The organism is Ruegeria sp. CDSC052 (assembly GCF_059610685.1).
The window spans coordinates 129,010-155,475 of record NZ_JBXWOB010000003.1 but is presented as its reverse complement, the minus strand read 5'-3'; the positions used below and the strand labels follow the sequence as shown (position 1 = coordinate 155,475).

Here is a 26,466-nt window from a genome sequence, read left to right as displayed (position 1 = left end):
ATGAGCCTGTTGGAAATCCGAAATCTTTCGGTCGAGTTTGCTACTGCGTCGGGTGAGTTCCGCGCTGTGGATGGCGTTGATCTGTCTGTCAACAAGGGCGAGTTGATGGCCATTGTCGGGGAAAGCGGCTCGGGGAAATCCGTGTCAATGCTGGCGCTGATGGGGTTGCTGCCATGGACGGCGACAATCACTGCAGATGAAATGAGCTTTGAGGGTCGCGACCTGACCAAAATCTCGGCACGGGATCGGCGCAAGATCATCGGCAAAGATATTGCCATGATCTTTCAAGAGCCGATGTCTTCGCTAAACCCCTGTTTCACGGTCGGTTTCCAGATCAAGGAAGCACTGCGTATCCATCTGGGGCTAAACCGCAAAGACCGTCATCAGCGCGCGATTGAGCTGTTTGACCTGGTGGGTATCCCGGCACCCGAGAGCCGTCTGAATACGTTCCCTCACCAGATGTCGGGCGGCATGAATCAACGGGTCATGATCGCGATGGCGATTGCCTGCACCCCGAAACTTCTGATCGCGGACGAACCCACTACCGCGCTTGATGTAACGATTCAGGCGCAGATTCTGGATCTGTTGGTCCGATTGCGCGATGAGCAGGGGATGGGCCTTGTTCTGATTACCCATGACATGGGTGTTGTGGCAGAAACCGCCGAGCGGGTTCAGGTCCAATATGCCGGTCAAAAGGTCGAGGAACAGCCGGTACGCGATCTGTTCCGCACACCGCGCCATCCTTATACCTCAGCTTTGCTGAACGCTTTGCCTGAACGGGCAACTTCGAAATTGCTGCCGACGATTCCAGGTGTTGTTCCTGGTCAATTTGACCGTCCCAAAGGTTGCTTGTTCAGCCCGCGATGCCAATTCGCCGATGACTTGTGCCGGAACACACCACCCGCTCCGCATGGAGCAGATTTCGGCAAGGCCCGCTGTCACCACGTCAAGGAAATCACCGCTGGAGAATTGGCATGACCGCCCCGATCGTTCAGGCAAACGCGTTGGCCCGGCACTATGAGGTCAAAGGGGGATTGCTGTCGAAATCGGCAACGGTCAAAGCCCTTTCCGGTGTGGATTTTGCCCTAGAGCCTGGCAAGACGCTGGCCATTGTAGGAGAGTCCGGGTGCGGTAAATCCACCCTCGCTCGCGTCGTAACGATGATTGAAGAGCCCACTTCGGGAACACTGACCATCGACGGCGTCGATATCACCCCGTCAAAATGGGCTGAGATGCGCGAAAACGTGCAGATCGTGTTTCAGGATCCCTATGGTTCGCTTAATCCGCGACAACGGATCGGTCAGATCCTGCAGGAACCTCTGATCATCAACCGGCCCGATATGACCACTGCGGAACGGGAAACTCGCGCACGCGAAATGATTGATCTTGTCGGTCTGCGCCCCGAGCATTATGATCGCTACCCCCACATGTTTTCGGGCGGCCAACGGCAGCGGATTGCGATTGCCCGAGCCCTGATGCTGAACCCCAAGGTTCTGGTTTTGGATGAGCCGGTATCGGCGCTGGATGTTTCGATCCAGTCACAAATCCTGAACCTGCTGGTTGAACTGCAAGAGCGTCTGAACCTGGCCTATCTGTTCATCTCGCATGACCTGTCGGTGGTGAAGCATTTCGCTGATGACGTAATCGTCATGTATCTGGGACGTGCAGTCGAGAAAGCTCCGAAAGAACAGTTGTTCGCGGCGCCCCGGCATCCTTACTCCAAAGCGTTGTTGTCGACGACACCGCGTGCCGACCCCGATGCGCGTAAGGAACGGATCAAGCTGGAAGGTGAGTTGCCCTCACCGATGAATATCCCCAAGGGATGTGCCTTTGCTCAGCGATGCTGGCTGGCAACTGACGAATGCCGTGCGGCACCACCCGATCTGCAAGGAACAACCCATCAGGCTGCATGCCTGCATCCGCTGGGTTAGGTTAGCTCTCGGAACTGCGCGTTGCGGTGACCATCGCAAGCAAATGGTCTTTTGTACGCCCAATATGTTGGGTCAACAGCGCGCAGGCTTCCTCAACTTGCCCATTCTCGGCCAGCGTCAGCAGTTGGCGATGGTCCTTTTTCGCGGGCTCGCGTTGTTCCATAACGCTCAGGTGCATACGGACATAGCGATCGGACTGTAGATTGATCCGTTGTAGTATATCATTGGTGATCCCACGGCCTGCTGCTGCGTAAAGCGCATTGTGGTATTCGTAGTTCAAACCACCCCACCGCCCGACATCATAGGCTTCGTAGGACGTTTCCATTTCGTCCAGAAACCTTTCGCATTCGGCAAAATTTGCCTCGGTCATCTGTGGAATTGCACGCCTGAACAGGTCGACCTCCAACATTATCCGCAGGTCAAATATCTCGCCGATTTCTGACAGCGAATGTCTTGTCACCGCAGCGCCGCGATTGTTGGTCAGCTGCACAAGACCCTCTGCATCAAGCCGTTTTAACGCTTCTCGTATGGGCATGCGTGACACGTCATAGTCTTCTGCCAGGGCTTCTTGACGGATGGCTTCACCTTCTGCCATCTCACCGCTTAGAATCCGCTCGCGCAGGTCATTTGTGATGACATCGGGCAAACTTTGCCTGGGAATTGCGCGGGTTCTTGGCATTGTTACAGTCTCTGCTGGTGTAATTTTGTATCCAAAATACAAAATAGACACCGATTTTCCAAGAGCCTTGCATTCACTAATGAATATAAAGTGTTGATTGATTTCAAGCCGTCTCGGCTGCCACAGTAAAAATGGTCACGTTCTATAAGGATTAAACATGAAAGAGGATCGTATGGATAATCCGCGCTTTTTGCCAAAAGGCGCAATTTCCGTGGACGTTTCCTATGACGGGCCGCCCAAGGCCTTCTATTTTCTGCTTTTACCCAACACGACGATGCTGGCTTTCAGTGCCGCGATTGAGCCTCTGCGCATATCAAATCAACTGTCCAGAAAGCAGCTGTTCGAATGGTACGTGCTCTCCACCGACGGAGAACCCGTGACCTGTTCCAACGGCATACGTGTTCAGGCGGATCACTCGGTCCATGACCTGGAGAAGGGAGCGTTTGTCTTTGTGTGTTCCGGAACGCAACCGATGAGGTCTTTCAACACAAATGTCCTGAACTGGATTCGGCGACAAAAGGCGCATGGATGTGAGTTCGGTGGGATTTGTACCGGTGCATTTGCCTTAGCAAAGGCGGGCGTGATCGGAACCAGAAACTTTACCGTCCATTGGGAAAACCGGCCTGGCTTTTGTGAGAACTTCCCAACAATGGAGCCGACCCAGAACCTCTATGAAATTGACGGGAAACTTAGAACATGCGGGGGCGGGCACGCCAGCACTGACATGATGCTTGAAGTTATCGAGGAATTGTTTGGCAACGCCTTGGCGAACAATGTTTCGGAAATGTGCCTGCACAGAAGGCTGGGAGAAGGCGGCAGCAAACAGGTATCGCCGGTTTCGGCGCTTTTGGGCACGCGAAATGCCAAATTGATCGAAGCGGTGCAAATCATGCGCGAGAATATTGAAACGCAGCTTAGCCTCGAGGCAATAGCGGATCAGGCGTCCCTGTCCCGCCGGCATATGGAGCGGCTGTTCAGGCAGCACACTAACATGTCGCCGGGACGGTTCTATAATGAACTCAGGCTGGACCGTGCTTTTGCCCTGTTGAATGAAACAAACCTGAGCGTTTCTGAGATAGCCTTTGCATCCGGGTTTTCCAGTACGGATAGGCTTTCTGTGCATTTCCGGAACCGATTCAGAATATCACCGCATAATTTCCGGCGATCCTGGTCCGAGGAAACCCACCCAGAATGACTGGATGAGCACCACTTGATAGGTCCCAGGGACTATCCCTGTATAACGTTCTGACGTTGAACCCCCAGACCTTCGATCCCCAGTTCCATCTTGTCTCCAGGTTTGAGGTAAACCTGCGGATTTTGCCCCAGACCCACACCGGGGGGTGTCCCGGTCGAGATCACGTCGCCGGGTTGCAGTGACATGAATTGCGACAGGTGCGAGATCACCGCTGTGACACTGAAATGCATCGTTCTGGTCGAGCCATCCTGATACCGATGCCCGTTCACCTCAAGAAACATTGGCAGGTCTTGGGGATCAGGGATTTCGTCCCGTGTCACCAGCCAGGGACCGATTGGGCCGAACGTATCTGCGGATTTACCTTTGACCCACTGACCTGAACGGTGCAACTGAAAATCCCGTTCTGACAGGTCATTGATCACACAATATCCTGCCACATGGGCCAGTGCTTCATCCTCCGAGATGTATTTTGCTTCTTTTCCGATGACGACGCCCAGTTCCACCTCCCAGTCGGTCTTGACTGACCCGCGGGGGATTTCAACCGTGTCATCGGGGCCTATGATGGCGGATGTCGCTTTGAAAAAGACCACCGGCTCAGCAGGTAGGTGCATGCCGCTTTCGGCCGCGTGATCGGCAAAGTTTAAACCGATGCAGATGAACTTGCCGACACGTCCAACACAGGCGCCGATACGGCTGTCGGCATCGACGGGTGGCAGGGTTTCAAGATCCAGCGCGCGCAGCCGTGCGAGGGTTTCATCGCTAAGCGCTTCCCCAGCAATGTCGGCGACGATCCCCGACAGGTCCCGGATAGTGCCGTCTTTATCAACTATGCCCGGCTTTTCCGCGCCTGCTGGGCCGTATCGTAGCAATTTCATTTCACATTCCTCATTTGCTTCAGATCGTCCAGCCGCCATCAATGGCAAAGGGCTGTCCGGTTGTGTATTTGCTGGCATCGCTGGCCAGATAGAGCGCAAGTTCCGCGATCTCATCTGCGGTTCCGATGCGGCCCATGGGTTGCCGCGCGATAAAATCAGTCATTGCTTTCTCGTAATCCCCAGTTGCGCGCAACCGGTCGTGCAAGCTGGGGCTGTCGACAGTGCCGGGGCAGATCGCATTGCACCGGATGCCTTGAGTAACGAAATCGGCTGCGATCGATTTCGTCAGTCCGATTACGGCGGCTTTCGAGGCGCAGTATGCAAACCTGTTTGGAACGCCCTTCAACGAAGAGGCGACCGAAGACATGTTGATGATAGACCCGCCACCATGTTCCAGCATTGTTGGCAGGGCACATTGGATCAGCCGGTACATCGATTTGACGTTCAGCTCAAAACTGGAATCCCAGTCACGTTCATCACATTCCAGAATGGACCCGCCAGCCACATATCCTGCGCAGTTGAACAAAACATCCAACGGGGGCGTGCCCGCGACGAAGTCCTGCACTGCCGCCGCATCGGTTACGTCAAGTTTTACCGACGTAACGCCTTGGATATTTTGCAACTCTGCCAGAGAGGTATCATTAATGTCGCTGGCAAAAACCTGTGCACCTTCGGCGGCGAACAATTCGGCTGTTGCACGCCCTATGCCCTGTCCCGCAGCGGTGATCAGAGCAGTTTTTCCAGCCAGACGGCCAAGGTTTTCGGATGATGTCATATCTAATTCAATCTCCTTCTAAAATCCAAGCTTCTGGGAACCACGACGGCAAAATCCCATCGGCATACAGCCTCGGAAAGATCAATCTAGTTCCTGAGATCATAGGCATGGGCAGCATTACCGCCCCGTATCGCCTGATGCTCGTGTGGTGACAGACCGGTTAACAGCGTATCGGTCGCCTCGAGCCATCGTTCATAACTGCTGTTTAATGTGCAAACCGGCCAGTCGCTGCCCCAGATCAGGCGATAGGGCCCGAATGTGTTCAGCAGGTGATTCACATAAGGCTTCAAATCTTCTACCGTCCAATTCGCCCCGGCCTCGGTCACCAACCCGGAAAGTTTGCACCAGGCATTTGTATTTCGGGCCAATGTCGACATGTCTTCTTGCCAGCCCTCCATGACTCCCTCCCGGATCAGGGGCTTGGCACCGTGATCAATTACCGTGCACATATGTGGGTGCCGTTCCAGCAGCTGTTGAAGCGGCCCCAGATGTCGCGGCAGGGTCAGCGCATCAAAGGTAAGGTTTGACTGTTGCAGAGAGTCAAAAGCCGGTGTCAGCCCATCCCTGAGCATCCATAATGGGTCGGGAATGTCCTGAACCATGGGGCGCAAACCGACAAAGACCGGGTGGGCAGCCAGTCGTGCGATTTGTTCCGGTGCGTCGGCGGCCTCAAAATCAACCCATCCGACAACGCCTTTTATGAACGGGGCCTGCTCGGCGAGTGACAGCAGATATTCGGTCTCAGCAGCTGTCGGCGCAGCCTGTACTAAGACCGTACCGTCAATTCCCGCTCCTTTCAGCAATGGGGCCAGATCCGCGGGCGCGAAATCCGCGTAAATCGGCCCCAGATCCGGTGTCAGCCAGCCATAGTCTTCGCGCGCCAATGTCCAAAAATGCTGATGGGCGTCGATCTTCATCCAAGAACACCCTTTTTCAGGATGATGTTGCCATACAGCCGACGTTCGCCGGTTTGCACGATCGCAAAAGCTGTGGCCGCCCGGTCGTAAAAGGCGAAACGTTCAAGGCCCTGTATCGTGGCCGGGTGGTCCGCTATTTCGCTGATAATGGTCTGAAAATCGGCTATGGCCTCAGGTATAGCATCCGGATCGCCAACAACCTGCATGGTCAGGGCCGGGTCAGGGACAAATGTGTCCAACGGCATGACAGACAAAATAGCTCTTAGGATTTCGCTGGCGCTTGACCCGTCGGCACGTATGCAGCCCGGCCCAGAGCTGGAGCCGGGGAAATTCGCATCCGCAATCACGATTTCATCGCCATGCCCCATAGCGCGCAGGGTGTACAACAGGTCAGGCGACAGGATGGGATCAATATTACGCAGCATAGGCAGCCTCTCCGGGAAGGGGGGCGTCGGAACGGATCAATCCTTCCGAACACAGATCAGACCAAAGCGCAGCGGGGATTTGACGTTCGAGCAGGGCCGCATTGGCCTGCACCTCGGCCGCATTCACCGCGCCGGGGACAACGGTTTTGACGCAGGGATGGCCAAGGACAAATTGCAAGGCAGCAGCGATCAGTGGTGTATCATGGGCTGAGCAGACAGCCTCGATCTGGCGAACTCGGGCAAGGATCTCTTCGGGTGCATCAGCATAATTGTATTTCGCACCGGAAACAGCGCCGGTTGCGAGGATACCCGAGTTGTACGGCCCGCCAAGAATTATGCCCACGTCCCGCTTTTCGCAAAGGGGTAGAAAGCTGTCTAAAGCGTCTTGTTCCAAGAGGGTATAACGGCCTGCCAGAAGAAACCCGTCAAAGTCGCCCAAGCCCAATAATCTTTCGCAGACCTGCCATTCATTTACACCGGCTCCAATGGCGGAGATTTCACCGGCTTCACGAAGTTCGACCAGAGCTTTGTATCCGCCGCCATCGAACAGTTCCCGGATCTTGGCATCAGATGCCTCCTGACTGCCCTGACTGAACGCACAGACGTCATGCACAAGCAGGATATCGGCGCATGAGACACCCAACCGGTCGCGGCTGGCGTCGTAGGATCGCATGACCCCGTCATAGGTATAGTCGAAAACGATACGTTTCTGCGGCACATCAACAAAGGCTTCGGGTGTGACCTGATGCGGTGCGCAATCCAGCAGCAGACGCCCGATCTTGGTCGAAAGTTGAATCTCTTCGCGTCCGAATCGGGCAATAGCCTGGCCAAATCGTTGCTCGGAGCGGCCCAGCCCATATTGCGGTGCGGTGTCAAAAAATCGGATGCCCAAATCAAAGGCTGCCTGCAGCGCAGCCTGCGCATCCTCATCTGATACTTTGCGATAGAGATTCCCCAAAGGCGCGCCACCAAAACCCATCCTGGTCAGCGGAACGGGTCGCGCCGTGCGGCCATTTAGAAGCTCTGTTGCGGTAACTGTCATCCTGCCTCGCGTATTGGATGAGGGGAGTCCGTGAAAAGGTGGGACTGTTCCTGCTGCAAGCGTTGAATCCGAGGCATCAACTGCCCCAGATGACGTCGCATGGCGTCCTGTGCAGCTTTTTCATCTCTCTCAAGAATCGCGTTGAAAATGGTACGGTGTTCGGTCAGCGTTTCCACAACCCGGCCCGGGGTGGGCAGCAGCAGCATTCGTGCTCTGGTCACTTGCAGTGAAACGGTTTGCGCGACGTCGCTTAACCTGTTGAATCCTGTGAATTTCATTAGCAGGCCGTGGAATTCTTCATCCGCCTCGTAAAAGCCGGGGACATCTTCATCTTCGATCAGCAGCTCTTGCAGACGCATGTTGCGGCCCAGTATCTTGCGCTGATCCTCGGTCAAATCGCGCGCGACTTTGGCGACCGTCGCAAGTTCAAGTGCTTCACGCAGGAACATGCCCTCGCGAATTTCGGACATCGAGAAATAGGATACACGCGTGCCGGATTGGGGCACGACATCCACCAGACCCTCGGAAGCAAGTCGGGCAATCGCCTCGGTCACGGGCGCACGCGAAACGCCAAGGCGTTCGCATATCGGCGCCTTCCTGAGGTTGTCGCCCGGCGCGAAGTCCAGCGACAGGATTGCATGCTTGATTGAGAGGTAAACGCGCTGAGACAACGAGCCCTCAGACGTAGAAATATCGCGCAGGTGCAGAGCGTTTATGTCCTGTGGTTTATTCATATTTGGTGACCTAGCATACTAACATGTTAGTTGACAAGTGCGTGTCCGACGATTAGCAGTCGGGATCAGCAAACAGGAAAATGATGCAACCAGATCAGAAAATAAAGGCTTCTGAGCCCGCAGCGCGCGATACAGTCAGGTTGAACCCGGACGACAATATCGTCATTGCACTCCGAGATCTGAAGATCGACACGCAGCCTTCCGGGCTGAATGTCCCGCTTCGGGATCAGGTTCTGCGTGGGCACAAGATTGCTATTGCCCCAATTTCTGCCGGAGAAAACGTCATTCGCTATGGTCAGATCATTGGTCAGGCAAAGGCAGATATCGCAGCCGGAGATCACGTCCATGTCCACAATCTTGGTATGGGGGCCCATCAGCAGGATTATGCCCATGCGACCGCAAATACCCCTTTGCCGCATTTCGACGAAGAGCGGAGTTTTCTTGGGTATCACCGGTCCGATGGGAAGGTTGGCACGCGCAATTATATCGGAATTCTGACGACAGTGAATTGTTCGGGTTCAGTAGCCCGGTTCATCGCCGAAGCGGCCTTAAAACGTGGGTTGCTTGATCCATATCCCAACGTGGACGGGATGGTGCCCATCGTGCATGGCACGGGCTGCGGTATGTCGGCCAAGGATGACGGCTATGCTACGTTGATGCGCACCCTGGCCGGGTACGCCCAGCACCCGAACTTTGCCGGCATTCTGCTGATCGGGCTGGGATGTGAGGTCATGCAAGTGGCCAGTCTGGTTGATGGCCGCCCCATCCGCGAGGACGGTGCCTTGCGCTATATGACCATCCAAAACGAAGGCGGTACGCGCCGCACGATCGAGCGCGGGCTTGCCGAGGTGGAGGGGATCGCTCGGCTCGCCAATCAGGCCGTCCGCAAGCCCGCTCGGATCAGTGCGATTACGGTCGGGATGCAATGCGGTGGCTCGGATGGTTATTCCGGCATCACTGCCAATCCGGCGCTTGGATATGCCTCTGATCTGCTTGTGCGCCATGGCGGAACAACAATCCTATCGGAAACCTCTGAAATTTATGGCGCCGAGCATCTTTTGACCCGGCGCGCAGAAACGCCGGAAATCGGCAAAAAACTGATCGACCGTATTCATTGGTGGGAAGATTACACCAAGCGCAATGGTGGCGAGATGGACAACAATCCAAGCCCCGGAAACAAGCGCGGTGGCCTGACGACCATTCTTGAAAAGTCTCTGGGTGCGGTGGCCAAGGGGGGCACGGCCCCGATGCGCGACGTCTACAGATTTGGCGAAATTATCGACAAAAAGGGCTTTGTCTTCATGGACAGTCCCGGGTTCGATCCTTGCTCAGTCACGGGTCAGGTGGCGGCGGGTGCCAATTTGATCGTGTTTACCACCGGCAGGGGGTCGGTCTCCGGATATCAACCCACGCCCTGCATCAAGCTAGCGACGAATTCGGAAATGTACGCCCGCATGTCCGAGGACATGGATCTGAATTGCGGCGACATCGTCACTGACGGGGTCAGTATCGAGGCCAAGGGCGAAGAGTTGTTCGAAATGTTGATCCGTGTCGCATCGGGCGATCAAACAAAAAGCGAAGAGCTTGGTTTTGGGGGCGTTGAATTTGTCCCCTGGCAAATCGGCGCTGTGATGTAGCGGCAGGTTCGTCAGAGGTAGGGGCAAAATGGGAGGAGAGATGGAAAAACTGGTCGAAATGAAGGGGATCGAAAAGTATTTCCCCGGTGTGCACGCGCTGAAATCCGTGCAGTTCGATCTGTTTTCGGGCGAAGTCCACGCGCTTATGGGGGAAAACGGGGCGGGGAAGAGTACGTTGATGAAAATCCTGTCCGGGATCTATCAGCGCGATGGCGGCGACTTGGCCATTCAAGGCAAATCAGCCAGTCCCACATCCCCGCGTGAGGCTCAGAACCTCGGGATCGGGATCATCCATCAGGAACTGAGTCTGATGAATGATCTGACCGTAGCGCAGAACATCTTTATCGGACGCGAGCCCCGGAAACGTTTTGGTCGCCTGGACGAGGCCGCGCTGAACGCTCAAACCGCTGAAATCTTCGGGGCGATGAACCTGAACCTTGATCCCAAAGCGCTGGTCGGCGGGTTGACCATTGCCAAGCAGCAGATGGTCGAAATTGCCAAGGCGCTGTCCTATCGCTCCAAGGTTCTGGTCATGGACGAACCGACCGCAGCCCTGAACGACGCCGAGATTGCCGAGCTGTTCGTCATCATCCGCCGCCTGAGGGCGGAAGGGGTGGGGATTGTCTATATCAGCCACAAAATGGACGAGCTGAAACAAATCGCCGACCGTGTGACTGTCATGCGCGACGGTGAATATGTTGGCACTGTCGGTGCCAGTGACACGCCGATCAGCAAAATCATTGCGATGATGGTTGGGCGCGAAGTATCCGAAGACCCTCTGGATGTGCCGGACCTGAGCGATGCCGAGGTTTCTCTGGAAGTCGCAGGACTGACGCGGGGCACGGATCTGAAAGATGTCAGCTTTTCGGTCCGGAAGGGTGAAATCTTGGGGTTTGCCGGGCTGATGGGGGCGGGGCGGACCGAGGTGGCCCGAGCAATCTTTGGCGCTGATCCCTTAGATGGCGGCGAAATCCGCGTGCATGGGCACCGCGTTCCCATCCGCTCACCCCAGGACGCGGTGCGCGCCGGGATCGGGTACCTGTCCGAGGATCGCAAGCATTTCGGCCTCGCCACCGGGATGAATGTCCGCGACAATATCGCTCTCGCTTCGATGGATATGTTCACCAGTGCTGCCGGGGTACTAAACGACGGCGCAATCAGCTCGACCGCCAAGGGCTATATCGCCCAGCTTGGCATTCGCACACCCTCGGATGTGCAGGAGGTGCGCCTGTTGTCCGGCGGCAATCAGCAAAAGGTAGTCATCGCAAAATGGCTTCTGCGAGATTGCGACATCCTGATATTTGACGAACCCACGCGCGGTATTGATGTCGGTGCAAAATCGGAAATCTACAAACTGCTCGAAGAACTGGCCGCGCAGGGAAAGACGATCATCGTGATCTCATCCGAATTGCCGGAAATCATGCGCCTCAGCCACCGCATCGCCGTCATGTGCGAAGGCCGGCTGACCGGAATTCTGCCCGGCGGAAACAACACCACTCAGGAAGACATCATGCATCTGGCCACCCAACGCACGGCGGCGATGCAGGTCACAGGGACAGCAATATGACCACAGCAACGGATATAGACAAAAAAAAGCCCCTTGCGGGCCTGTCGGAAAGCGGCGCGTATCAAAAGCTGCTGGCCTTTGCCAGTCTCATCGCCCTGTTGATCGGCTTTTCGATCGCATCGCCGAACTTCATGCAAACTTCGAACATGATCGCCATTCTGCAGGCAACTTCGGTCAACGGCGTACTGGCCGTTGCCGCAACTCTGGTGATCATCACGGGCGGAATCGACCTGTCGGTTGGCACTTTGATGACCTTCTGCGCCGTGATTGCGGGCGTAGCCCTGACTTATCTCGGCATGCCCCTGCTTTTGGGTGTTGCTGCAGCCATTGCAGCGGGTGCGTTTTGTGGTCTGTGTTCGGGCACATTTGTGGCCAAAATGAAAATCCCGCCCTTCATCGCGACGCTGGGCATGATGCTGATCCTCAAGGGTCTATCGCTGGTTATCTCGGGCACACGACCGATCTATTTCAATGACACGCCTGGTTTCGATCAGATCTCGCGCGGGTCTCTGATCGGAGAAATCGTTCCCTCGGTACCTATCCCGAACGGCGTGCTGATCTTGTTTTTGGTCGCGGTTGCAGCATCCTATATCCTCAGCCGCACTGTTTTGGGCCGCTATACGTTCGCTTTGGGATCAAACGAAGAGGCGGTCCGCTTGTCGGGTGTCAACACCGACGCCTGGAAGATGCGAATCTACGCGCTGGCCGGGGGAATTTGCGGCATCGGCGGCATCCTGATCGCCTCGCGCCTGAACTCGGCACAACCCGCTTTGGGGCTGGGATACGAACTTGAGGCCATCGCGGCTGTGGTCATTGGCGGAACCTCTCTGTCCGGCGGGCGCGGCACGATCCTGGGAACGCTCATCGGCGCGCTTATCATGGCTGTCCTGACCAATGGGCTGCGCGTTCTGTCTGTCGCGCAGGAATGGCAGACCGTTGTCACTGGCGCGATCATCATTCTGGCCGTCTATGCCGACATGGCGCGGCGCAAAAAGACCGGCTGAACAATTTTTAGGACCAAAGAAGATAACGACCAACTGGAGGAGAATATCATGTTAACACGTCGTTTCGTTCTGGGGGTGCTCAGCGCAGCCACCCTCGCAGCTCCGGCCTCGATGGCCATGGCGGAAGAAATCTATATTCCGCTGGTATCCAAAGGGTTCCAGCACCAATTCTGGCAGGCGGTAAAGCAGGGCGCCGAACAGGCAGCCGAAGAGTTTGACGTCACAATCACATTCGAAGGACCGGACAACGAAACGATGGTCGACCGTCAGATCGACATGCTGGCCGCAGCACTGGCAAACAATCCAAAAGCCATCGGCTTTGCCGCACTCGACAGTCAGGCCGCCATTCCGTTGCTGAAGCAGGCAAATGACAAGGGTATCCCGATCATCGCTTTTGACAGCGGTGTCGACAGTGATATTCCTGTTTCTACTGCCACAACCGACAACCTAGCTGCAGCGGGGCTTGCCGCTGACAAAATGGCCGAAAAGATTGGTGGAAAAGGCAAAGTTGCAGTGGTAGCCCACGACCAGACCAGCCGCACTGGCATTGACCGCCGCGATGGATTTGTGAACCGCATTGCGGAAAAATACCCTGATATCGAGGTTGTCACCGTTCAGTACGGGCAGGGCGATCATCTGAAATCAACCGAGGTGACAAAAGCGATCCTCACTGCAAACCCCGATCTGGATGGTATTTTTGGCACCAATGAAGGCTCTGCCATTGGTGTCGTGAACGGGGTACAGGAATTGGGCACCGAAGGCCTTGTCATCATTGGCTATGACAGCGGCAAAGCCCAAAAAGACGCGATCAAAAGTGGTCTGATGACCGGGGCAATCACCCAGAACCCGGTTGGTATCGGCTATGAAACGGTCAAGGCGGCCGTCGCGGCGATGAAAGGCGAAGAAGTCCCCGCCCTAATCGACACCGGCTTTTACTATTACGATGCTTCCAATATTGACGATCCGAAGATCGCGGCAGTTCTTTACGACTAAGAGCCTGACAGCTTAATACGGACCGGTTCGCCCGATCGGCGGACCGGTTTTTTTGTCTTACTGGGTTGCAACAATCATCTTTTCTGTTTGCGGCGTTTTCATGCTATCCTCTACAGGTTATTTTTTTGATGTTTATTAAAGGTTGAAATTCCGGTGAAAAAAAAGCCCAGCAACAAGACCTATGTCCTGCGTCCCCTGGAAAAATCCGACCTTGAGACAATTCTGCCCTGGTTTCAAAATGTAGAGGATTTAGCCAAATTCGAACGCGTGTCCCGCATTCCTCTTAATCTTGCACAGACAGAGGAAAGCTGGAGCGACATGTTCACCGGCTCAGCCATCGGCCGCAGGTGTTGGTTTGTTGTTGAGAATTCGGCGGGAAAACTGGTCGGCATGAGCGGCCTCGAGGGGATATCGCCGATCAATCGCGATGCTGTCGTTGCGATGTTCGTCGATCATTCGGTGCGCCGCCATGGAGTTGGTATCAGGGCGACGGCTTTGGTCGCCGATTTCGCCTTTCGGCAACTGGGGCTGAACCGGCTGACTTCATATTATAGAGCGGATAATGTCAGCAGCAGAGACCTGGTTGCCAGACTGGGGTGTCAGATCGAGGGGTCGATGCGTCAGGCCTGGTTTGCAGATGGTCAATTTCACGATATGGTTGTGGTCGGGTTGCTGAGCAGCGATTGGTTCGAAAACCGAAATTCACTGGCGAAAGAATTGGGCGGTGAAACCATCGTTAAGCTTGGCAATAATGCCTCGGATTGCTGGTGTTGGCCCCCGCAAGAGACTGGGTCGGACTAAGAGACGTTATTACCAATCATTTCAAATCTTTTTTTGTTATACAAAAGTTAGGGTTCGTTCAGAACTCAGGAATCGAGTACCGCCAGTGAATACAGTTAACCCGAATTCATCAATCACTCAGAAGCTGGGTGCAGTCTTATTTGCAGATGTCGTCGGCTATTCTCGCCTGATGAGTGAGAACGAACTCGACACCTACAACGCTTTGAAGACACTTCTATCGCAGATCGAAGCCGCATGCGCCCGTTATCAGGGGCGTGTGGTCGAAGTGCGCGGTGACGGCATCCTGGCCCTGTTTGAAACAGCGACCAGCGCGGTCGAATTTGGTGTTGAGCTGCACCAAATTTCTGCCCAGCACAACGATTCAGGATCAGATCAACAGCAAATCAAGTTTCGCGTTGGCATCCATCTTGGAGAGATCCTGATAGATGAGCGTGGAATTCATGGCGACAACGTCAACATTGCAGCGCGATTGCAAGAAATTGCGGAACCCGAGCGGGTCTATGTCAGCTCTGCGGTGTATGATCAGGTTTGTAACCGGTTGCGGTATGGGTACGAATTTCTCGGTCCGCAGCATCTGAAGAACATTCTTTCGCCGGTTTCTACCTACTGTGTCCGCAGCGAGGTTGCCGGTGCTACTTTGGCGGGCACCATGCGTCCCGACGCTATCGTCGATCTGTTGGAACGCCCGGACACTCCGTCGGTCGCTGTGCTACCGTTTAGCATCAGCGGCGGGGATGAGTCTGACGGCTGGATTGCCGATGGTCTGACCGACGACATCATTCTGAACCTTTCCAAATTCAGAAACCTTTTCGTCATCGCCCGAAACTCATCATTCTTCTTCAGGGCGCAGTCCATGCCACCGAAGGAAGCCGCAAGAAAGCTGAATGTCCGGTATATCGCCCGTGGCAGTGTGCGTCGCTCTTCCAGTCGAATCCGCATTACTGCGGAACTGGTCGATGCAAACACTGAACGCACGATTTGGGGTGAGCGGTTTGATCGAAACATTGACGATATATTTGATATTCTGGACGAGGTGACTGAATGTATCGTCGCGGCCACGGCCGTAATGATCGAATCCCATGAGCGCCAAGTTATGGTTCAGGCCGTTCCTTCAGATCTGGAGGCATATGGCTCTGTCCTGCAGGGGCAGCAGCACATCTTCAAATACACGCGCAACGACAACCGCAAGGCACAGAATTTCTATCAATCTGCGCTGGAACGGGACGGCAACTATGCCCGTGCCGCCGCCGCCTTGTCCCGAACGTTGAATCTGGATTGGCGATACTCGTGGACCGAAGATCCAGGCAGTGCTTTCGAGCAGGCGCTGTCTTTGGCACAGCGGTCGATCGAATTGGACCCAACAGACGCACGGGGATTTGGCGAGCTGGGATTTGTCCATCTGTATCGCAAGGAGCATAGTGCGGCGCTACAGTCTTACCAACGTGCTTTGGCTCTCAACCCCAATGATGCGGATATGCATTCGGATTTCGCCGATGCGCTTGCACATTCGGGGGAAAATGAGACCGCCATCACGCATCTGCAACAGGCCATGCGTCTGAACCCGTACTTTCCGGATCAGTATCTCTGGCACCTCGGCGGCGCCTATTACAATCTCAGGCGCTATGAAGATGTTATCGAAACCGTCAACAAGATGAACAATCCAACCGAGGGTCAACGGATGCTGGCCGCCAGCCATGCGCAGCTGGGCAACATGGATATGGCACGTATGATTGCTGAAAAGCACCGCGCCGCACACCCGAACTTTTCTTTGTCACGCTGGGCCAAGGTGCTGCCCGACCGTCTGGAAGACGACACGCAGCACTTTGTCGAAGGGCTGAAAAAAGCGGGATTTTAGAACGGAAAAAGGCGCGAGATCCCGCGCCTTCTTTGCTGACTTTGTCCGAAGATCAGTCGCCGCCGCGTACTTTGGCTCCGCTAACCTTGGCGCCACTGACCTTGGCACCGCTGACTTTCGCGCCACTGACCTTGGCACCACTCACTTTGGCACCGCTGACCTTTGCACCGCTGATAGCAGGGCTGTCAAAGCCAAAATAGAGGTCTAGAAGAACCTGTTCGAACTGGCCTGTCATGACATCCATGCGCATGGTCTGATCGGACTTATCATAGCTCCAGAACTTGATACCGTCAGCGACCTGATAGTCCGCCGCCGCAACACCGCCAATCGAAGGATCCGTGGGCGCGCGCGAGGCCTGGTTTGGTGGCTCGCCCTTTTTGGCGACATCTTGACCATCGCCGTGAACCAGGAAAATCACCGGCTCGGGCAGGTCGTAGTAGGTGCCTTCATAGGCAAACCCGTAGATCTTGGCAAATTTGGCTTCGTCATTTCCTGAATTCGCGAGTTGCTCATCAAGATGTTTGTTGTTGCCTTTTCCTCTGCTTTTCTTTTTCGCAGGGTCGTAATCCAAATCGTCGATAACTCTGCCGTAAATCAACACTTCCGAAAAACTGAGCAAGGATTCCGCCATAAACTCATCTCCCAAATATGGGTCCATCACCCGAACCCCCTTCGATTAAATCCCGAGGATGACCGCATCGGTGTCTCCTCAAAAATCACCCCGCCTCTAAATGCCATAAATCTGCCGAAAAAAAAAGAATTTTGCTGTCATCAGTCTGGAACCTGCGTGCGGACGGAGTGTGCGTGACTGTCTTCATCAGGGTCAGGCAGCCGCGGACCGGCAGTTGCCACCCCGATATCACGCATCCGAAAGTTTCCTTCGATGATCCGCCGGAAGGCACCCCCGGTAATTTCCTGATCCACCGCCAGCATGGCCTTTTCGACACCGAAATAGCTGAGCATATCGGCGTCCAACATGCTCCAGGCGTCGGCCAGATAGGTGCCCAGGAAATCGCGCGCCTCAAGAAGTGCTACGCGGAATCCATCGGGGTTTTCGGCATATCGCTTGTCAAAAATACCCTGCATGACCTCGCTGTAATCGGGTGAATCCTCTAGCTGATCGGACAGGTCTTCCTCTGCCTGTGTGATAAGGCCATGAACCAACAGGCGCTCATGATAGATGTCCACCAAAATGTCGAACATTGCACCTGTCAGTGGCTCGGAAAGTGCATGTTCACTGGACCATCCGGCAGCGAATTCCGATAGTGACCGGTTGTTTGCGGCCGTTCTGATCTGTGCATTTTCCGAAAGCTCGGCAAAGCGATTCAGTCGATTGAAGCTGTAGAGATTGCCTTTGGTGTTTTCCAACAGCGCCTCTACCACCGAGCCAAAATGCAAAGAGGCCAGAAGCGCCACCATATCGGCGGCGGATTCATGGAACCCGTAATACTCACCCGAGACATCTCCGTCGGTGGGCATGCCCACGACGCTGTAAATGATTGAGTGGCCGATTTCATGTGCGACCACGTCGAAATTCAGGCTGTAGGGGCGATATTCGTCCCCGTGTTCATGGGTGCCCCCGGTTTCAAGGAAACCCCAACCGATATGCGCATTGTCCAGGCTTGGCAGCAGCGACAGTTCGAGCCGGTTAAAATCACGGGCGAAATGCCATGGGATTGGTCGGTCAAAATAGCCCTGCCAGACGTCCATCGTGAAATGCGCCGAGCCAAACAGATGCGCTGCCTCAAAAGCCGGGTCCGACGGGCCAATATGGATAAAGTTACCGAACTCATCAGGCATTGCCGGGGGATGGATATATCCGTTCCAGGGCGGCAGATACATTCCCGGACCATCCGGTCCGGGCACGATGGCCCCATAGGGTGTAGTCTTTCCGACAGGGTTAACCGTGTACATGCGCGGACCCGATGGACCAGGGCCGATACTGCCCTGCGGGGCCGATATTTCGACTAGCTCAAGCTGTGGGTCCTCTTCCAGAAAAGGGGATTGCGGATACAGCAGAAATCGCGTTCCAGGCTCTTCTTCATCAAGGTGATCTGGTAAGTTCACAATACCCCCCTTTCAGGCCACGCCTCGGATCCGCCTTGGGGCGGCTAGTCAACGGTACTATTTAATCCGGCATCCGCGTGACAAAACAAATACTCTGCTTCTATCAAATCAAAAAATGCTTCCCGCCCGGCCAATCCAAGTGAAACTGCATATGATTCAAGATCATCCGGCACTGGTTGGTCAAGCTGTGTTTCAAAATACCACATAACCATAGGTAGGCGCCCGCTTGCGGGACCGCCTCGGGCAGTCAATGATTTAGCTCCCCTTAGTGCCTTGCGATGGGCACGATCCCGCAATTCGGCATAGCTCCCGTCACGGCGCAACTCGCGCAAAAGCGATGACTCAAGGACCGAAGCTCGAGAGGTAATGTGGCCGTGCACCCGAGCGGCATCGGCCAGCATCGCCTCGTATTCCTCGACACTCAGATCATTCTCGTCCAGCCATGCCATCAAAGCGGCGCGGCGCGACAGGCCGGCTTTTTGCCGGTGCGCATCCATTTGTGCCATCAGGGCAGGGCGGTCAGGCTCTTCATCCCGCCGATCAGCCTCTTCCCGCGCCAGCAGAGTAAGCGCGGCCCGTTCACGCAGCCGCGTATACATGTCCGGGTTCAGCCTGACTTCGTCGATAACCGCCTGATCGGCCTTCTGATCGGCATCCACTCGGGCACGCAGCCCTTTCCACATCAGCGTTTCTTCGGTCGGTTGCTGCGTCGCCGGGAAGGGAAGGTCGTTTGCCAGATCTTCGGCCATACGCCCAAGCATCTCAATGGCATCACGCGCTTTTGCATCAACCTTGCCGTTTGGCAGCCAGTCCACAAAGCCCTGGATATCAGAAAGCCCGTTCAACGCGTCAATTATGTTGGGCCAACTGCGCTGACGATAGTTCATACCCTTGGCAATCTGCAGAACTTCAGCGGCACGTTCAGCGACCAACATGCCTAGATTTTGCGCCTCCTCAACCGTTGCTCGGACCGAGACCATGGGTTCGCTCAATGGCAAATAGCCCAATTCTGCCGGGCTGTGCAGGACCGCAACTTCGTCGTCATCCTGCAGGGTTCGGCTGTAGAAATCCTCAAAGATTCGACCCACGCCGATCATACCGAAATCAGCCAACTCTGCCGCACGCAAAGCACCCATGCTGGCACTGCCATAAACGGGGATTCCCTGATCCATCGCCCAAAGAATCTCTTTATGCCAGACCGACGGGACGCCCTCAAAAAAGCCGTCTATTATCCCGATCGCACGCGGACGATCACGTGCCACGCGATATACGTCCCCCTGCCGGACCGGGGGCAAGATCACAGGGTCCAAGCATTGGGCCACAGCATCGGCTGTCAACGTCGGGCCCACAAAAATAACGACACTCATCCGTATGTTTCCATTACACGCTGCGCGCGTTCCCCGGCGATGTAATCGGGGTCGTCATGAGGCGCTTCAAGCCCCGGTATGACAGCTCGGACAACGGCGATCTCATATTCCGGGCGCGATAGATCGACCGTGATCACCTGCGAAATACCTACAGTTTCGAGGCGGGTAGTCAGCAAGTTCAAATCCTCTTGGAATGATCCGGTGGCATATGTCGGAGTATTCGAAAAATCCTGCGTCGCGTCCGAACTGTCAATCTGATTGCGAATATAGGCACATCTTTCTATCTGCGCCTGGTCAGTAAACTCTTCTGGGTCCAGATCATCACGCGCGCCAGAGATATAGGTGAGGCGGGTTTGTGCCGCTTCGGTCAGGGCCCGCAACAAAGCAATGGCGCGATCTGGATGGCAGCCATCACCGATACCGATGTGGCCGTTCTGCCCGTCCGGCTCGCAGATCGTACAGCGGAAACAGGCGATTCCGATGTCCGAGGTGGTGTCCCAGATGCCCAGGTTCAGGCCCGCCGCCTCAACCATGCTTATTGCGTCCTTGCACCTGTCATCATCGATAGTGTCTGGGTGGATCCGTGCTGGCGCGGACTGAAATTGCCACAGTGTGGTGGCATCGCGTTCGATGAGTTCAAAGATCGCATGGCAACTGGCTTCAAACAGGTTGTTGCCGGATGCCAAACCGTTTGTCGTTCTGGGAAAAGCAACCTGCCCACCCATCGGCAAAGACGTATAATCGGTATCGACCATCTCCATTGGAACCCAACGGGCGCAAGTGGAATTCAAATCCCGACCCTCTACCCACAATCTGTTCGCATCAGGATCAAATCGGCCACCAGTCACCCGAGGTAGCTTATCAACATCCACCACCGGCGCATCGCGCGCTATATCGGTAAATCGTGCCAGACGTTGAGGCGCCGTTACCCGTTCCGCGTGCCAGCTTTCGATCGCTTCCATAACCCCCGACGCTTGCGCGGCCGGGACTGACAATCCCTTGCCGAGCGACACCGAAACCGATCGGGAATTCGGGCGCGCAACCATGACCGTGGGCAATCCGATACGATCCAGGCCGGTTAAGTTCGCAATTCGAGTAATGCCCATTTCACGCAAATAGGGCGTTACGATTTCCAATGTTTGGCTGGGGCTTCGCAGGCGATGAGTATCAAGCACATATTGCTTTTCCGATACGTCAGACATGATGCAACCTTGCCAAAAACAAAAGAAATTGGCCACCAGGCGAAAATACATGCCGGTGACCGGATCAGCTCAGGATGGGGGATGATTTCATAGGGGTCAACTCTGCCGCCCATAATTGTCTCAACACGACAATCTACTTGCTGGACGATGATGAGCGCGGGCTGAACCAACTGTGTCCAGCAGCCAGCACCTATAATCGAATTGCAGCTACGATATTCAAAGGATGTCGCATTATTTTAACATAATCTTCATTCTGCGATATTTACTGCGGGACCGGAAACCCAAAATGTCTCGAAAAACTGTCAGAAGCGCGCCTTCTTTCGTGCGAAGGTCTCAGGGCAATCGGGAAAGTTGCTCTATTGGGTCAAATTTATAAAATATAATCAATGCAATACAATGAACTATGGTGCGGGTGGAGGGACTTGAACCCCCACGCCTTGCGGCGCCAGAACCTAAATCTGGTGCGTCTACCAATTTCGCCACACCCGCACGACCAGCAGCTGCTGCCGGAATGCCGCTCAATAGCAAAGCTTTTGAACGAGTGCGAGAGGGAAATTGTAGTTTACACGAAGAATATTGATGCCCGTTTCAGAACAAACCCAACCTCTGCTTAGAGGCACCACACGACCCGAAAACATATGAAAGACCGCACGAGCACATCGACCGGAAAGGCCAATGGGCTTGCAGCTGACCAAGCTTTGCCTGACGCCGCCTAAAACAGAAATCTCGTAGACCAGGCAGACCCAAAATAAGACTATGTGAAACCTAGCGTCCTATTAAAATTCACCATTGATGAACCTGCCAAATCTAAACACCCTCACGTTGTGCCGTGTTGTTGTTGCCTTTCCCGAAAGCGCACTTTGTTTGGGCGATGGATTCTGTCTCATGACAAGATTTTGCCAAATATGGAGCTGACCGCATGTATGTAAAACTATAATTTAATAAATAGTTACACCCCATTTGGGGGCCAGTTATCAAATTCGGCTCGCTGTGAACTTCAGCTGATATGCTCATATTTTTATACGCTTTTTAGTTTAGTAGTGGGCCCGGGCAAGTCCGCAGCCATACTTGCGCCACAATTCAAACGCCAAAAAATCTTATTCGCGTCAAAATAAGACCGCCTTGCCAGTAGTTGATGGGTGGGAAGGAGTTAATGAGTCTTTTGCCTTCGGGCGTCTTACCAGTTCGTTCGCTCAACTCCAGTACAAGGGTCTTTACCGTGACCAACATGATGAACTCTGCATCTGCCGAGCAAGACGCAATTGGTCTTGCACGCGAAAGTTTTCTTGGTGAACTCAAAACCCTGAATCGCGAACACCCGAATACCGGGTTTGGCATCTCGCTGCGCACGCATTCTGGCGGGCATTATTTGCTTGCCAATTCTCGAATGCCTCTGCCCGAGGTCAAATCCCAGGGTTTCCCAACAGGGCGCAGTGTTGCGTGCCTGGAAAATAGCGACTGCTTCAGCTCGATCGAAGTGCTGGCCGATGCCCGCGCATATGAATCGATCACACCAAGCGCCGAAGCCGCAATTTTGGGCAACGCCCTGAACCTGATCGCCCGGATCGATACGCTGACTAGCGCACCTCACGGGCAGATCGAACCTCATATCGCCGCTACAGGAACCGGAGGCTAACCATGGCGCGTAACGATCATCTTTTGTCTGTTGGAAACGAAGCGCTGACCCCAATGACTTCGGCCATGTCGGCATTGACGACACAGATTGACCAACTGACAGAGGTGGCGGACGCGCGCTCCTCGGCACGTCTTGCGACGCTCAAGACACGCATGGAGAATTTCACTGCCAGCGTCACGCTGGTCGGTCAGGTCAAGGCGGGAAAATCTTCGCTTGTGAACATTCTGTCCGCACGCCCTGCCCTGCTGCCTTCGGATGTGAACCCATGGACCTCTGTGGTTACCACGCTGAACATCAACACCAGAACCCAGGGTGATACAAAATCCCGGTTCACTTTCTTCGAACAAGAGGAATGGGACAATCTGATGGTTGGCGGCGGCCGGCTGGGAGAGCTGGCCAATCGGGCCGGCGCCGACGATGAAATGGACGATATCCGCCGTCAGATCGGCGAAATGAAAGCTAAGTCCGAGGAACGACTGGGTAAGCATTTCGACCTGATTCTGGGGCAAAGCCATCAATACGACTATTTCGATGAGGAACTGATCCAAAGGTATGTGTGTCTGGGTGATGAAGACGACCCGGACATCAACCCCAAGACCGGTCGTTTTGCGGATGTGACAAAGTCGGCTGAGCTGTACATGGACATCCCCCAGTACCCGATTTCCCTCAAGCTGTGCGACACACCGGGTGTAAACGATACGTTTATGGTGCGTGAACAGATCACCCTGCGCAGCCTGCGCGGGTCCGAAGTCTGCATTGTGGTTCTGGCAGCCAGTCAGGCTCTGACCACAATGGACATGGCGCTGATGCGGATCATCGCTCAGTTCGAAAATCGTCAGATTATCCTGTTCGTTAACCGAATTGACGAACTTGCAGATCCGGTCACCCAGGTTCCTGAGATTCGGGATCGGATTCTGGACACGCTGAAACAGAACAATATCGACACCAAGGCAAGTGTCGTGTTCGGCAGCGCCCTGTGGGCCGAGGCCGCGATAACTGGCAATCCCGATATTCTGTCTGAGGAATCCCGGAAAGCCCTGAACACGTTCTATCTGGCGGCCGGGTTTGGCGATCAGGCCCCGTCACTGGACAAGATTTGGGCGTTGTCCGGTTTGCCCGACCTATTGCTGGCGATGAATGAACGCATTGCCGAAGGCGCAGGAACTCGACTTCTGGACCGTGTACGCCACCGGGCGCGCAACATCGCCAGTCAGATCCGGGCGACCGCCGTGGCCAAAAAACTATCCGACAGCGAAGGGATCGTGCGAGAGCTGAACGGGGTAGCACCCGAAGACGCCGTGGCCGAGGTCAACGCAGAATATGAAAAAAAGGCCGCTGAGCTTACTGCTTCCTTGCGCGCGAAAGTGCTTGAGCGTCTGAACTCGGCCGAAGCCAACTTTGTCAAACGTGCCACCGATTCTCTGATCGCGCATCTTGAGCAAAATGGCGAGCAAGGAACGTGGCAGTACGATCCTGCCGGGCTGCGGACCTTGCAAAAAGCGGCCTATTTTAGCTTTGCCCGGTCGATGCGCAAAGAAGTTGGTGCGTTGTATTCAGCGGCAGCCGCTGACATCGAAGCGTTGTATCAAAGCTTGCTGGGCAACCATCTGGGAGAGTTCAGCATCGAGGCACCAATCGTCCCGCGGGTACCACCTCCACTGGGTATCGGACGCACGATTGCCCTGGACTTGCAAAGCACATGGTGGCGCCGCTGGTGGCAACGCCGCAATGGTTTCGAGGCCTATGCGGCGGATTATACGCGCCTGATCACATCAGAGGCGAATTCGATCACCAAGGATATCGAAGAAAACCAGATTGCAGCAGTTCTTGAAAATGTCCGCGCCGCCCTTTCCGACTTTATGCGCGAGCAAAAGGAGACTCTGTTGAACATTTCGGCCTCAGCCGAAAAGGACCCCGGTCGCAGTGCAGCGCTGATGGAGGGGCTGGCCCCTCAGAAATCCCGCGACGATATCCTCGGCGATATCCTGAAAGATCTTAGTAACGAGGCAGCATAAGTAGCGATATGGCAAAAGATTCACAAACCCGCTTCGTCTCTTCAAAAGCATGGGACCGCATTGAGAAATGGTCCCGCAGGAAACCTGTTTTTGCACTTATGGGGGAATTCAGCGCCGGCAAATCAACCTTGATGAACTTTCTGCTGCGCTCGGAGGCACTGCCTACACAGGTTACAGCCACACAGCTGCCACCAGTTTGGTTCAGTTGGGGTAGAAGGTCGGCCTATGTACAACGCCCTGACGGAACTCGCGAAAACATCAACCTGGACCAGCTGGAACAAGTCGGGGTGAATGATGCCCAGTTTATTCGCATATTTCTGGAATCCGACATTCTTGAAGCCGTCGACCTGATTGACACTCCGGGTATTTCCGACCCCAAAATTTCTACTGATGTCTGGCGACGGGCTGTCGGTCAGGCAAATGGCGTTATTTGGTGTACGCACGCCACGCAGGCATGGCGCGAAACTGAACGGGCAACCTGGGTTTCCCTGCCCGAACGGTTGCAACATAATTCATTGCTGCTGGTCACACGTGCAGACGTTTTGGATGTCAAGGATCGCCAAAAGGTCCTTCGTCGTGTGAACCGCGAAGCAGGTCACCTGTTCAACCGTTCGATCCTGTTTTCAGCCCGTGATGCCATCATGGCCCGCGACAAAAGTGGGGACGCCGAATTGTGGACCCGCAGTGGCGGTGGCAAGATGGTCGACAGCTTCCTGGAAATCACAGAACTGATCATGGACAGCCGCGCTCATCAGCTGGCGCGTTATCAAATTGACACCAGCTTGTCCGATGCTCCTCAGGTACACCCGCTGCGCCCGCGGCGCAATTTCTCGAATGTACAAGGAACCGCTCCGCTGAAGCTGGTAAATCCGCTGCATGAGGGAACAGAGCCCGAGGTGGTAACACAATTCCCCGTGCGCCCTGCCCGGGTCGAACTGCGCCCTGATGAGGTTGAACGTGCCCCGCGCATTGACCCACAAGAGGCCGAACGTCTGCGCGCCGACATGACCTCGGGCGCCGAGATCGTAAAAGAAGAAAAAGAAGACGAATTGCGGGCGTTCTTCCGGGAGACCACTCCCGAGGATTCGGACGTTGCCGATCTGTCCGTTGCTCCTACCGAGGATGATGAAACAGACCCACGGGCCGTATCCGTCATTGATGAAACTGACATTGTTGAAGTTCAGCCACTTTCTGCGGAAGCCGAAGTTGCTGAAGAAGAAAACCTGTTCAGTGACGAAGACGAAGCTGACACATTCATGGCCTCTTTGGAGGACCAGCTTACAGATGTTCCGGAGCCCGAAGAGACCGCTCAGGCAGAGCCGGAAGAAACCCCGGTCGAACTTTCCGTGTCCTCGATCACAGCGTTGATGGCTGAACAATCGGATGATGCCGAGGATGAGTTCGAACCAGAGCCGGAAACCAATGGCCTGATGAACACTCAGGTTGTCGCCATGCCAGAGAGCAGACCGGAAATCGCGGGCTCGTTTGAAGACATTGTAAACGTGTCCGTCGACACCCCGCTTAGCGCGGCGGCGATGTGGCGCGAGGTCACGGATGGCGAAGACATGCCCACCAACCCAGAAGCGTTGAAGAAGGTATTTCAAGCATTTCTTGAGGAGTTTGACCAAATCACGGCCGACCACAATGCGCGAAAATCAGATAACGCGGTAAGGCCCATGGCCAATACCTCTGAAGACACGGGTGTTGAACGACATGTACTTTAGCCGTGAGAAACCTAGGAGACAGGGC

At 54.9% G+C, this 26,466-nt stretch carries 23 protein-coding genes and 1 tRNA gene; 12 read left to right on the top strand and 12 right to left on the bottom strand.

Features of this window, described 5'->3' with window-relative positions; all coding sequences use genetic code 11:
• Together AC2FIM_RS08015 and AC2FIM_RS08010 are read left to right on the top strand one after the other, a co-directional pair.
• A complete protein-coding gene (locus tag AC2FIM_RS08015; RefSeq protein ID WP_142636312.1) occupies window positions 1-978 on the top strand; it encodes an ABC transporter ATP-binding protein in 978 nt (325 codons plus the stop codon).
• Entirely contained in the window at window positions 975-1,931 is a 957-nt protein-coding gene (locus AC2FIM_RS08010; RefSeq protein WP_271948863.1) for an ABC transporter ATP-binding protein, read from the top strand. The genes AC2FIM_RS08015 and AC2FIM_RS08010 overlap by 4 nt, the downstream gene beginning before the upstream one ends.
• 1 nt (window position 1,932) lies before the next feature.
• Here AC2FIM_RS08010 and AC2FIM_RS08005 read toward each other — a convergent pair whose 3' ends face one another.
• On the bottom strand, window positions 1,933-2,610 hold the full coding sequence (locus AC2FIM_RS08005) for a GntR family transcriptional regulator (RefSeq protein ID WP_271948861.1): 678 nt from the start codon (window positions 2,608-2,610) through the stop codon (window positions 1,933-1,935).
• Window positions 2,611-2,767: 157 nt separating this feature from the next.
• Between AC2FIM_RS08005 and AC2FIM_RS08000 the strand changes: the two genes are divergently transcribed.
• Entirely contained in the window at window positions 2,768-3,805 is a 1,038-nt protein-coding gene (locus AC2FIM_RS08000; protein WP_246097212.1) for a GlxA family transcriptional regulator, read from the top strand.
• A 32-nt stretch (window positions 3,806-3,837) separates the two neighbouring features.
• Here the strand turns inward: AC2FIM_RS08000 and AC2FIM_RS07995 are convergent, their stop codons facing one another.
• The 6 genes from AC2FIM_RS07995 to AC2FIM_RS07970 all read right to left on the bottom strand — a co-directional run bounded on the left by AC2FIM_RS07995 (window position 3,838) and on the right by AC2FIM_RS07970 (window position 8,573).
• Window positions 3,838-4,680 (bottom strand): fumarylacetoacetate hydrolase family protein, encoded by an 843-nt coding sequence (locus tag AC2FIM_RS07995; RefSeq protein ID WP_496708015.1) that lies wholly within the window; start codon window positions 4,678-4,680, stop codon window positions 3,838-3,840.
• A 19-nt stretch (window positions 4,681-4,699) separates the two neighbouring features.
• The gene (locus AC2FIM_RS07990; protein WP_142636305.1) at window positions 4,700-5,455 is read right to left on the bottom strand and encodes an SDR family oxidoreductase; all 756 of its coding nucleotides are present in this window, start codon (window positions 5,453-5,455) and stop codon (window positions 4,700-4,702) included.
• A gap of 86 nt (window positions 5,456-5,541) precedes the next feature.
• Entirely contained in the window at window positions 5,542-6,372 is an 831-nt protein-coding gene (locus AC2FIM_RS07985; RefSeq protein WP_142636303.1) for an amidohydrolase family protein, read from the bottom strand.
• Window positions 6,369-6,797 carry an RbsD/FucU family protein gene (locus AC2FIM_RS07980; RefSeq protein WP_142636301.1) on the bottom strand — a complete coding sequence of 143 codons (429 nt, stop codon included), beginning with the start codon at window positions 6,795-6,797 and terminating at the stop codon, window positions 6,369-6,371. Before AC2FIM_RS07980 ends, AC2FIM_RS07985 begins: the two co-directional genes overlap by 4 nt.
• Window positions 6,787-7,839 carry an aldo/keto reductase gene (locus AC2FIM_RS07975; RefSeq protein WP_142636300.1) on the bottom strand — a complete coding sequence of 351 codons (1,053 nt, stop codon included), beginning with the start codon at window positions 7,837-7,839 and terminating at the stop codon, window positions 6,787-6,789. Before AC2FIM_RS07975 ends, AC2FIM_RS07980 begins: the two co-directional genes overlap by 11 nt.
• Window positions 7,836-8,573 carry a GntR family transcriptional regulator gene (locus AC2FIM_RS07970; RefSeq protein ID WP_282021760.1) on the bottom strand — a complete coding sequence of 246 codons (738 nt, stop codon included), beginning with the start codon at window positions 8,571-8,573 and terminating at the stop codon, window positions 7,836-7,838. Before AC2FIM_RS07970 ends, AC2FIM_RS07975 begins: the two co-directional genes overlap by 4 nt.
• A gap of 83 nt (window positions 8,574-8,656) precedes the next feature.
• Between AC2FIM_RS07970 and AC2FIM_RS07965 the strand changes: the two genes are divergently transcribed.
• The 6 genes from AC2FIM_RS07965 (at window position 8,657) to AC2FIM_RS07940 (ending at window position 16,430) form a co-directional block, all read left to right on the top strand.
• Window positions 8,657-10,210, top strand: a complete 1,554-nt coding sequence (locus AC2FIM_RS07965; RefSeq protein ID WP_496708043.1) for a UxaA family hydrolase — start codon at window positions 8,657-8,659, stop codon at window positions 10,208-10,210.
• 40 nt (window positions 10,211-10,250) lie between these two features.
• Window positions 10,251-11,777: a sugar ABC transporter ATP-binding protein gene (locus AC2FIM_RS07960; RefSeq protein ID WP_142636298.1), complete on the top strand. Its 1,527-nt coding sequence runs from the start codon at window positions 10,251-10,253 to the stop codon at window positions 11,775-11,777.
• Window positions 11,774-12,781 (top strand): ABC transporter permease, encoded by a 1,008-nt coding sequence (locus AC2FIM_RS07955; RefSeq protein WP_496677104.1) that lies wholly within the window; start codon window positions 11,774-11,776, stop codon window positions 12,779-12,781. Before AC2FIM_RS07960 ends, AC2FIM_RS07955 begins: the two co-directional genes overlap by 4 nt.
• Window positions 12,782-12,829: 48 nt before the next feature.
• Window positions 12,830-13,774 carry an ABC transporter substrate-binding protein gene (locus tag AC2FIM_RS07950; RefSeq protein ID WP_271948847.1) on the top strand — a complete coding sequence of 315 codons (945 nt, stop codon included), beginning with the start codon at window positions 12,830-12,832 and terminating at the stop codon, window positions 13,772-13,774.
• Window positions 13,775-13,927: 153 nt separating this feature from the next.
• Complete coding sequence (locus AC2FIM_RS07945) at window positions 13,928-14,575, top strand: GNAT family N-acetyltransferase (protein ID WP_246097210.1); 648 nt, start codon at window positions 13,928-13,930, stop codon at window positions 14,573-14,575.
• Window positions 14,576-14,660: 85 nt separating this feature from the next.
• The gene (locus tag AC2FIM_RS07940) at window positions 14,661-16,430 is read left to right on the top strand and encodes an adenylate/guanylate cyclase domain-containing protein (protein ID WP_281286267.1); all 1,770 of its coding nucleotides are present in this window, start codon (window positions 14,661-14,663) and stop codon (window positions 16,428-16,430) included.
• A 52-nt stretch (window positions 16,431-16,482) separates the two neighbouring features.
• On the opposite strand, the gene AC2FIM_RS07935 is transcribed toward AC2FIM_RS07940, so the two are convergent.
• The 5 genes from AC2FIM_RS07935 to AC2FIM_RS07915 form a co-directional block, all read right to left on the bottom strand.
• Complete coding sequence (locus tag AC2FIM_RS07935) at window positions 16,483-17,088, bottom strand: pentapeptide repeat-containing protein (protein ID WP_246097208.1); 606 nt, start codon at window positions 17,086-17,088, stop codon at window positions 16,483-16,485.
• 113 nt (window positions 17,089-17,201) lie between these two features.
• On the bottom strand, window positions 17,202-18,497 hold the full coding sequence (locus tag AC2FIM_RS07930; protein WP_281972927.1) for a gluzincin family metallopeptidase: 1,296 nt from the start codon (window positions 18,495-18,497) through the stop codon (window positions 17,202-17,204).
• Between the two features lie 44 nt (window positions 18,498-18,541).
• Window positions 18,542-19,864, bottom strand: coding sequence for a TfuA-like protein (locus AC2FIM_RS07925; protein WP_496731912.1), 1,323 nt, complete (start codon window positions 19,862-19,864; stop codon window positions 18,542-18,544).
• Window positions 19,861-21,066: a YcaO-like family protein gene (locus AC2FIM_RS07920; protein ID WP_142636285.1), complete on the bottom strand. Its 1,206-nt coding sequence runs from the start codon at window positions 21,064-21,066 to the stop codon at window positions 19,861-19,863. The genes AC2FIM_RS07925 and AC2FIM_RS07920 overlap by 4 nt, the downstream gene beginning before the upstream one ends.
• A 404-nt stretch (window positions 21,067-21,470) precedes the next feature.
• Window positions 21,471-21,555: transfer RNA gene (locus AC2FIM_RS07915), tRNA-Leu, on the bottom strand.
• Window positions 21,556-22,219: 664 nt separating this feature from the next.
• Between AC2FIM_RS07915 and AC2FIM_RS07910 the strand changes: the two genes are divergently transcribed.
• The 3 genes from AC2FIM_RS07910 to AC2FIM_RS07900 are packed head-to-tail and all read left to right on the top strand — an operon-like array spanning window position 22,220 to window position 26,441.
• Window positions 22,220-22,702, top strand: coding sequence for a hypothetical protein (locus tag AC2FIM_RS07910; RefSeq protein ID WP_246097206.1), 483 nt, complete (start codon window positions 22,220-22,222; stop codon window positions 22,700-22,702).
• Between the two features lie 2 nt (window positions 22,703-22,704).
• Window positions 22,705-24,717, top strand: coding sequence for a dynamin family protein (locus AC2FIM_RS07905; protein WP_142636261.1), 2,013 nt, complete (start codon window positions 22,705-22,707; stop codon window positions 24,715-24,717).
• 8 nt (window positions 24,718-24,725) lie between these two features.
• The gene (locus tag AC2FIM_RS07900) at window positions 24,726-26,441 is read left to right on the top strand and encodes a dynamin family protein (RefSeq protein WP_496677117.1); all 1,716 of its coding nucleotides are present in this window, start codon (window positions 24,726-24,728) and stop codon (window positions 26,439-26,441) included.
• The last annotated feature ends 25 nt before the right edge of the window (window positions 26,442-26,466 follow it).

Coding starts and splice junctions, on each gene's coding strand:
- AC2FIM_RS07980 (WP_142636301.1), bottom strand. CDS start 6,797: ATGCTGCGTAATATTGATCCCATCCTGTCGCCTGACCTGTTGTACACC.
- AC2FIM_RS07995 (WP_496708015.1), bottom strand. CDS start 4,680: ATGAAATTGCTACGATACGGCCCAGCAGGCGCGGAAAAGCCGGGCATA.
- AC2FIM_RS08005 (WP_271948861.1), bottom strand. CDS start 2,610: ATGCCAAGAACCCGCGCAATTCCCAGGCAAAGTTTGCCCGATGTCATC.
- AC2FIM_RS07935 (WP_246097208.1), bottom strand. CDS start 17,088: ATGGACCCATATTTGGGAGATGAGTTTATGGCGGAATCCTTGCTCAGT.
- AC2FIM_RS07920 (WP_142636285.1), bottom strand. CDS start 21,066: ATGTCTGACGTATCGGAAAAGCAATATGTGCTTGATACTCATCGCCTG.
- AC2FIM_RS08010 (WP_271948863.1), top strand. CDS start 975: ATGACCGCCCCGATCGTTCAGGCAAACGCGTTGGCCCGGCACTATGAG.
- AC2FIM_RS07905 (WP_142636261.1), top strand. CDS start 22,705: ATGGCGCGTAACGATCATCTTTTGTCTGTTGGAAACGAAGCGCTGACC.
- AC2FIM_RS07955 (WP_496677104.1), top strand. CDS start 11,774: ATGACCACAGCAACGGATATAGACAAAAAAAAGCCCCTTGCGGGCCTG.
- AC2FIM_RS07970 (WP_282021760.1), bottom strand. CDS start 8,573: ATGAATAAACCACAGGACATAAACGCTCTGCACCTGCGCGATATTTCT.
- AC2FIM_RS07925 (WP_496731912.1), bottom strand. CDS start 19,864: ATGAGTGTCGTTATTTTTGTGGGCCCGACGTTGACAGCCGATGCTGTG.
- AC2FIM_RS07950 (WP_271948847.1), top strand. CDS start 12,830: ATGTTAACACGTCGTTTCGTTCTGGGGGTGCTCAGCGCAGCCACCCTC.
- AC2FIM_RS07975 (WP_142636300.1), bottom strand. CDS start 7,839: ATGACAGTTACCGCAACAGAGCTTCTAAATGGCCGCACGGCGCGACCC.
- AC2FIM_RS07900 (WP_496677117.1), top strand. CDS start 24,726: ATGGCAAAAGATTCACAAACCCGCTTCGTCTCTTCAAAAGCATGGGAC.
- AC2FIM_RS08015 (WP_142636312.1), top strand. CDS start 1: ATGAGCCTGTTGGAAATCCGAAATCTTTCGGTCGAGTTTGCTACTGCG.
- AC2FIM_RS07965 (WP_496708043.1), top strand. CDS start 8,657: ATGCAACCAGATCAGAAAATAAAGGCTTCTGAGCCCGCAGCGCGCGAT.
- AC2FIM_RS07990 (WP_142636305.1), bottom strand. CDS start 5,455: ATGACATCATCCGAAAACCTTGGCCGTCTGGCTGGAAAAACTGCTCTG.
- AC2FIM_RS07910 (WP_246097206.1), top strand. CDS start 22,220: ATGAGTCTTTTGCCTTCGGGCGTCTTACCAGTTCGTTCGCTCAACTCC.
- AC2FIM_RS07985 (WP_142636303.1), bottom strand. CDS start 6,372: ATGAAGATCGACGCCCATCAGCATTTTTGGACATTGGCGCGCGAAGAC.
- AC2FIM_RS08000 (WP_246097212.1), top strand. CDS start 2,768: ATGAAAGAGGATCGTATGGATAATCCGCGCTTTTTGCCAAAAGGCGCA.
- AC2FIM_RS07960 (WP_142636298.1), top strand. CDS start 10,251: ATGGAAAAACTGGTCGAAATGAAGGGGATCGAAAAGTATTTCCCCGGT.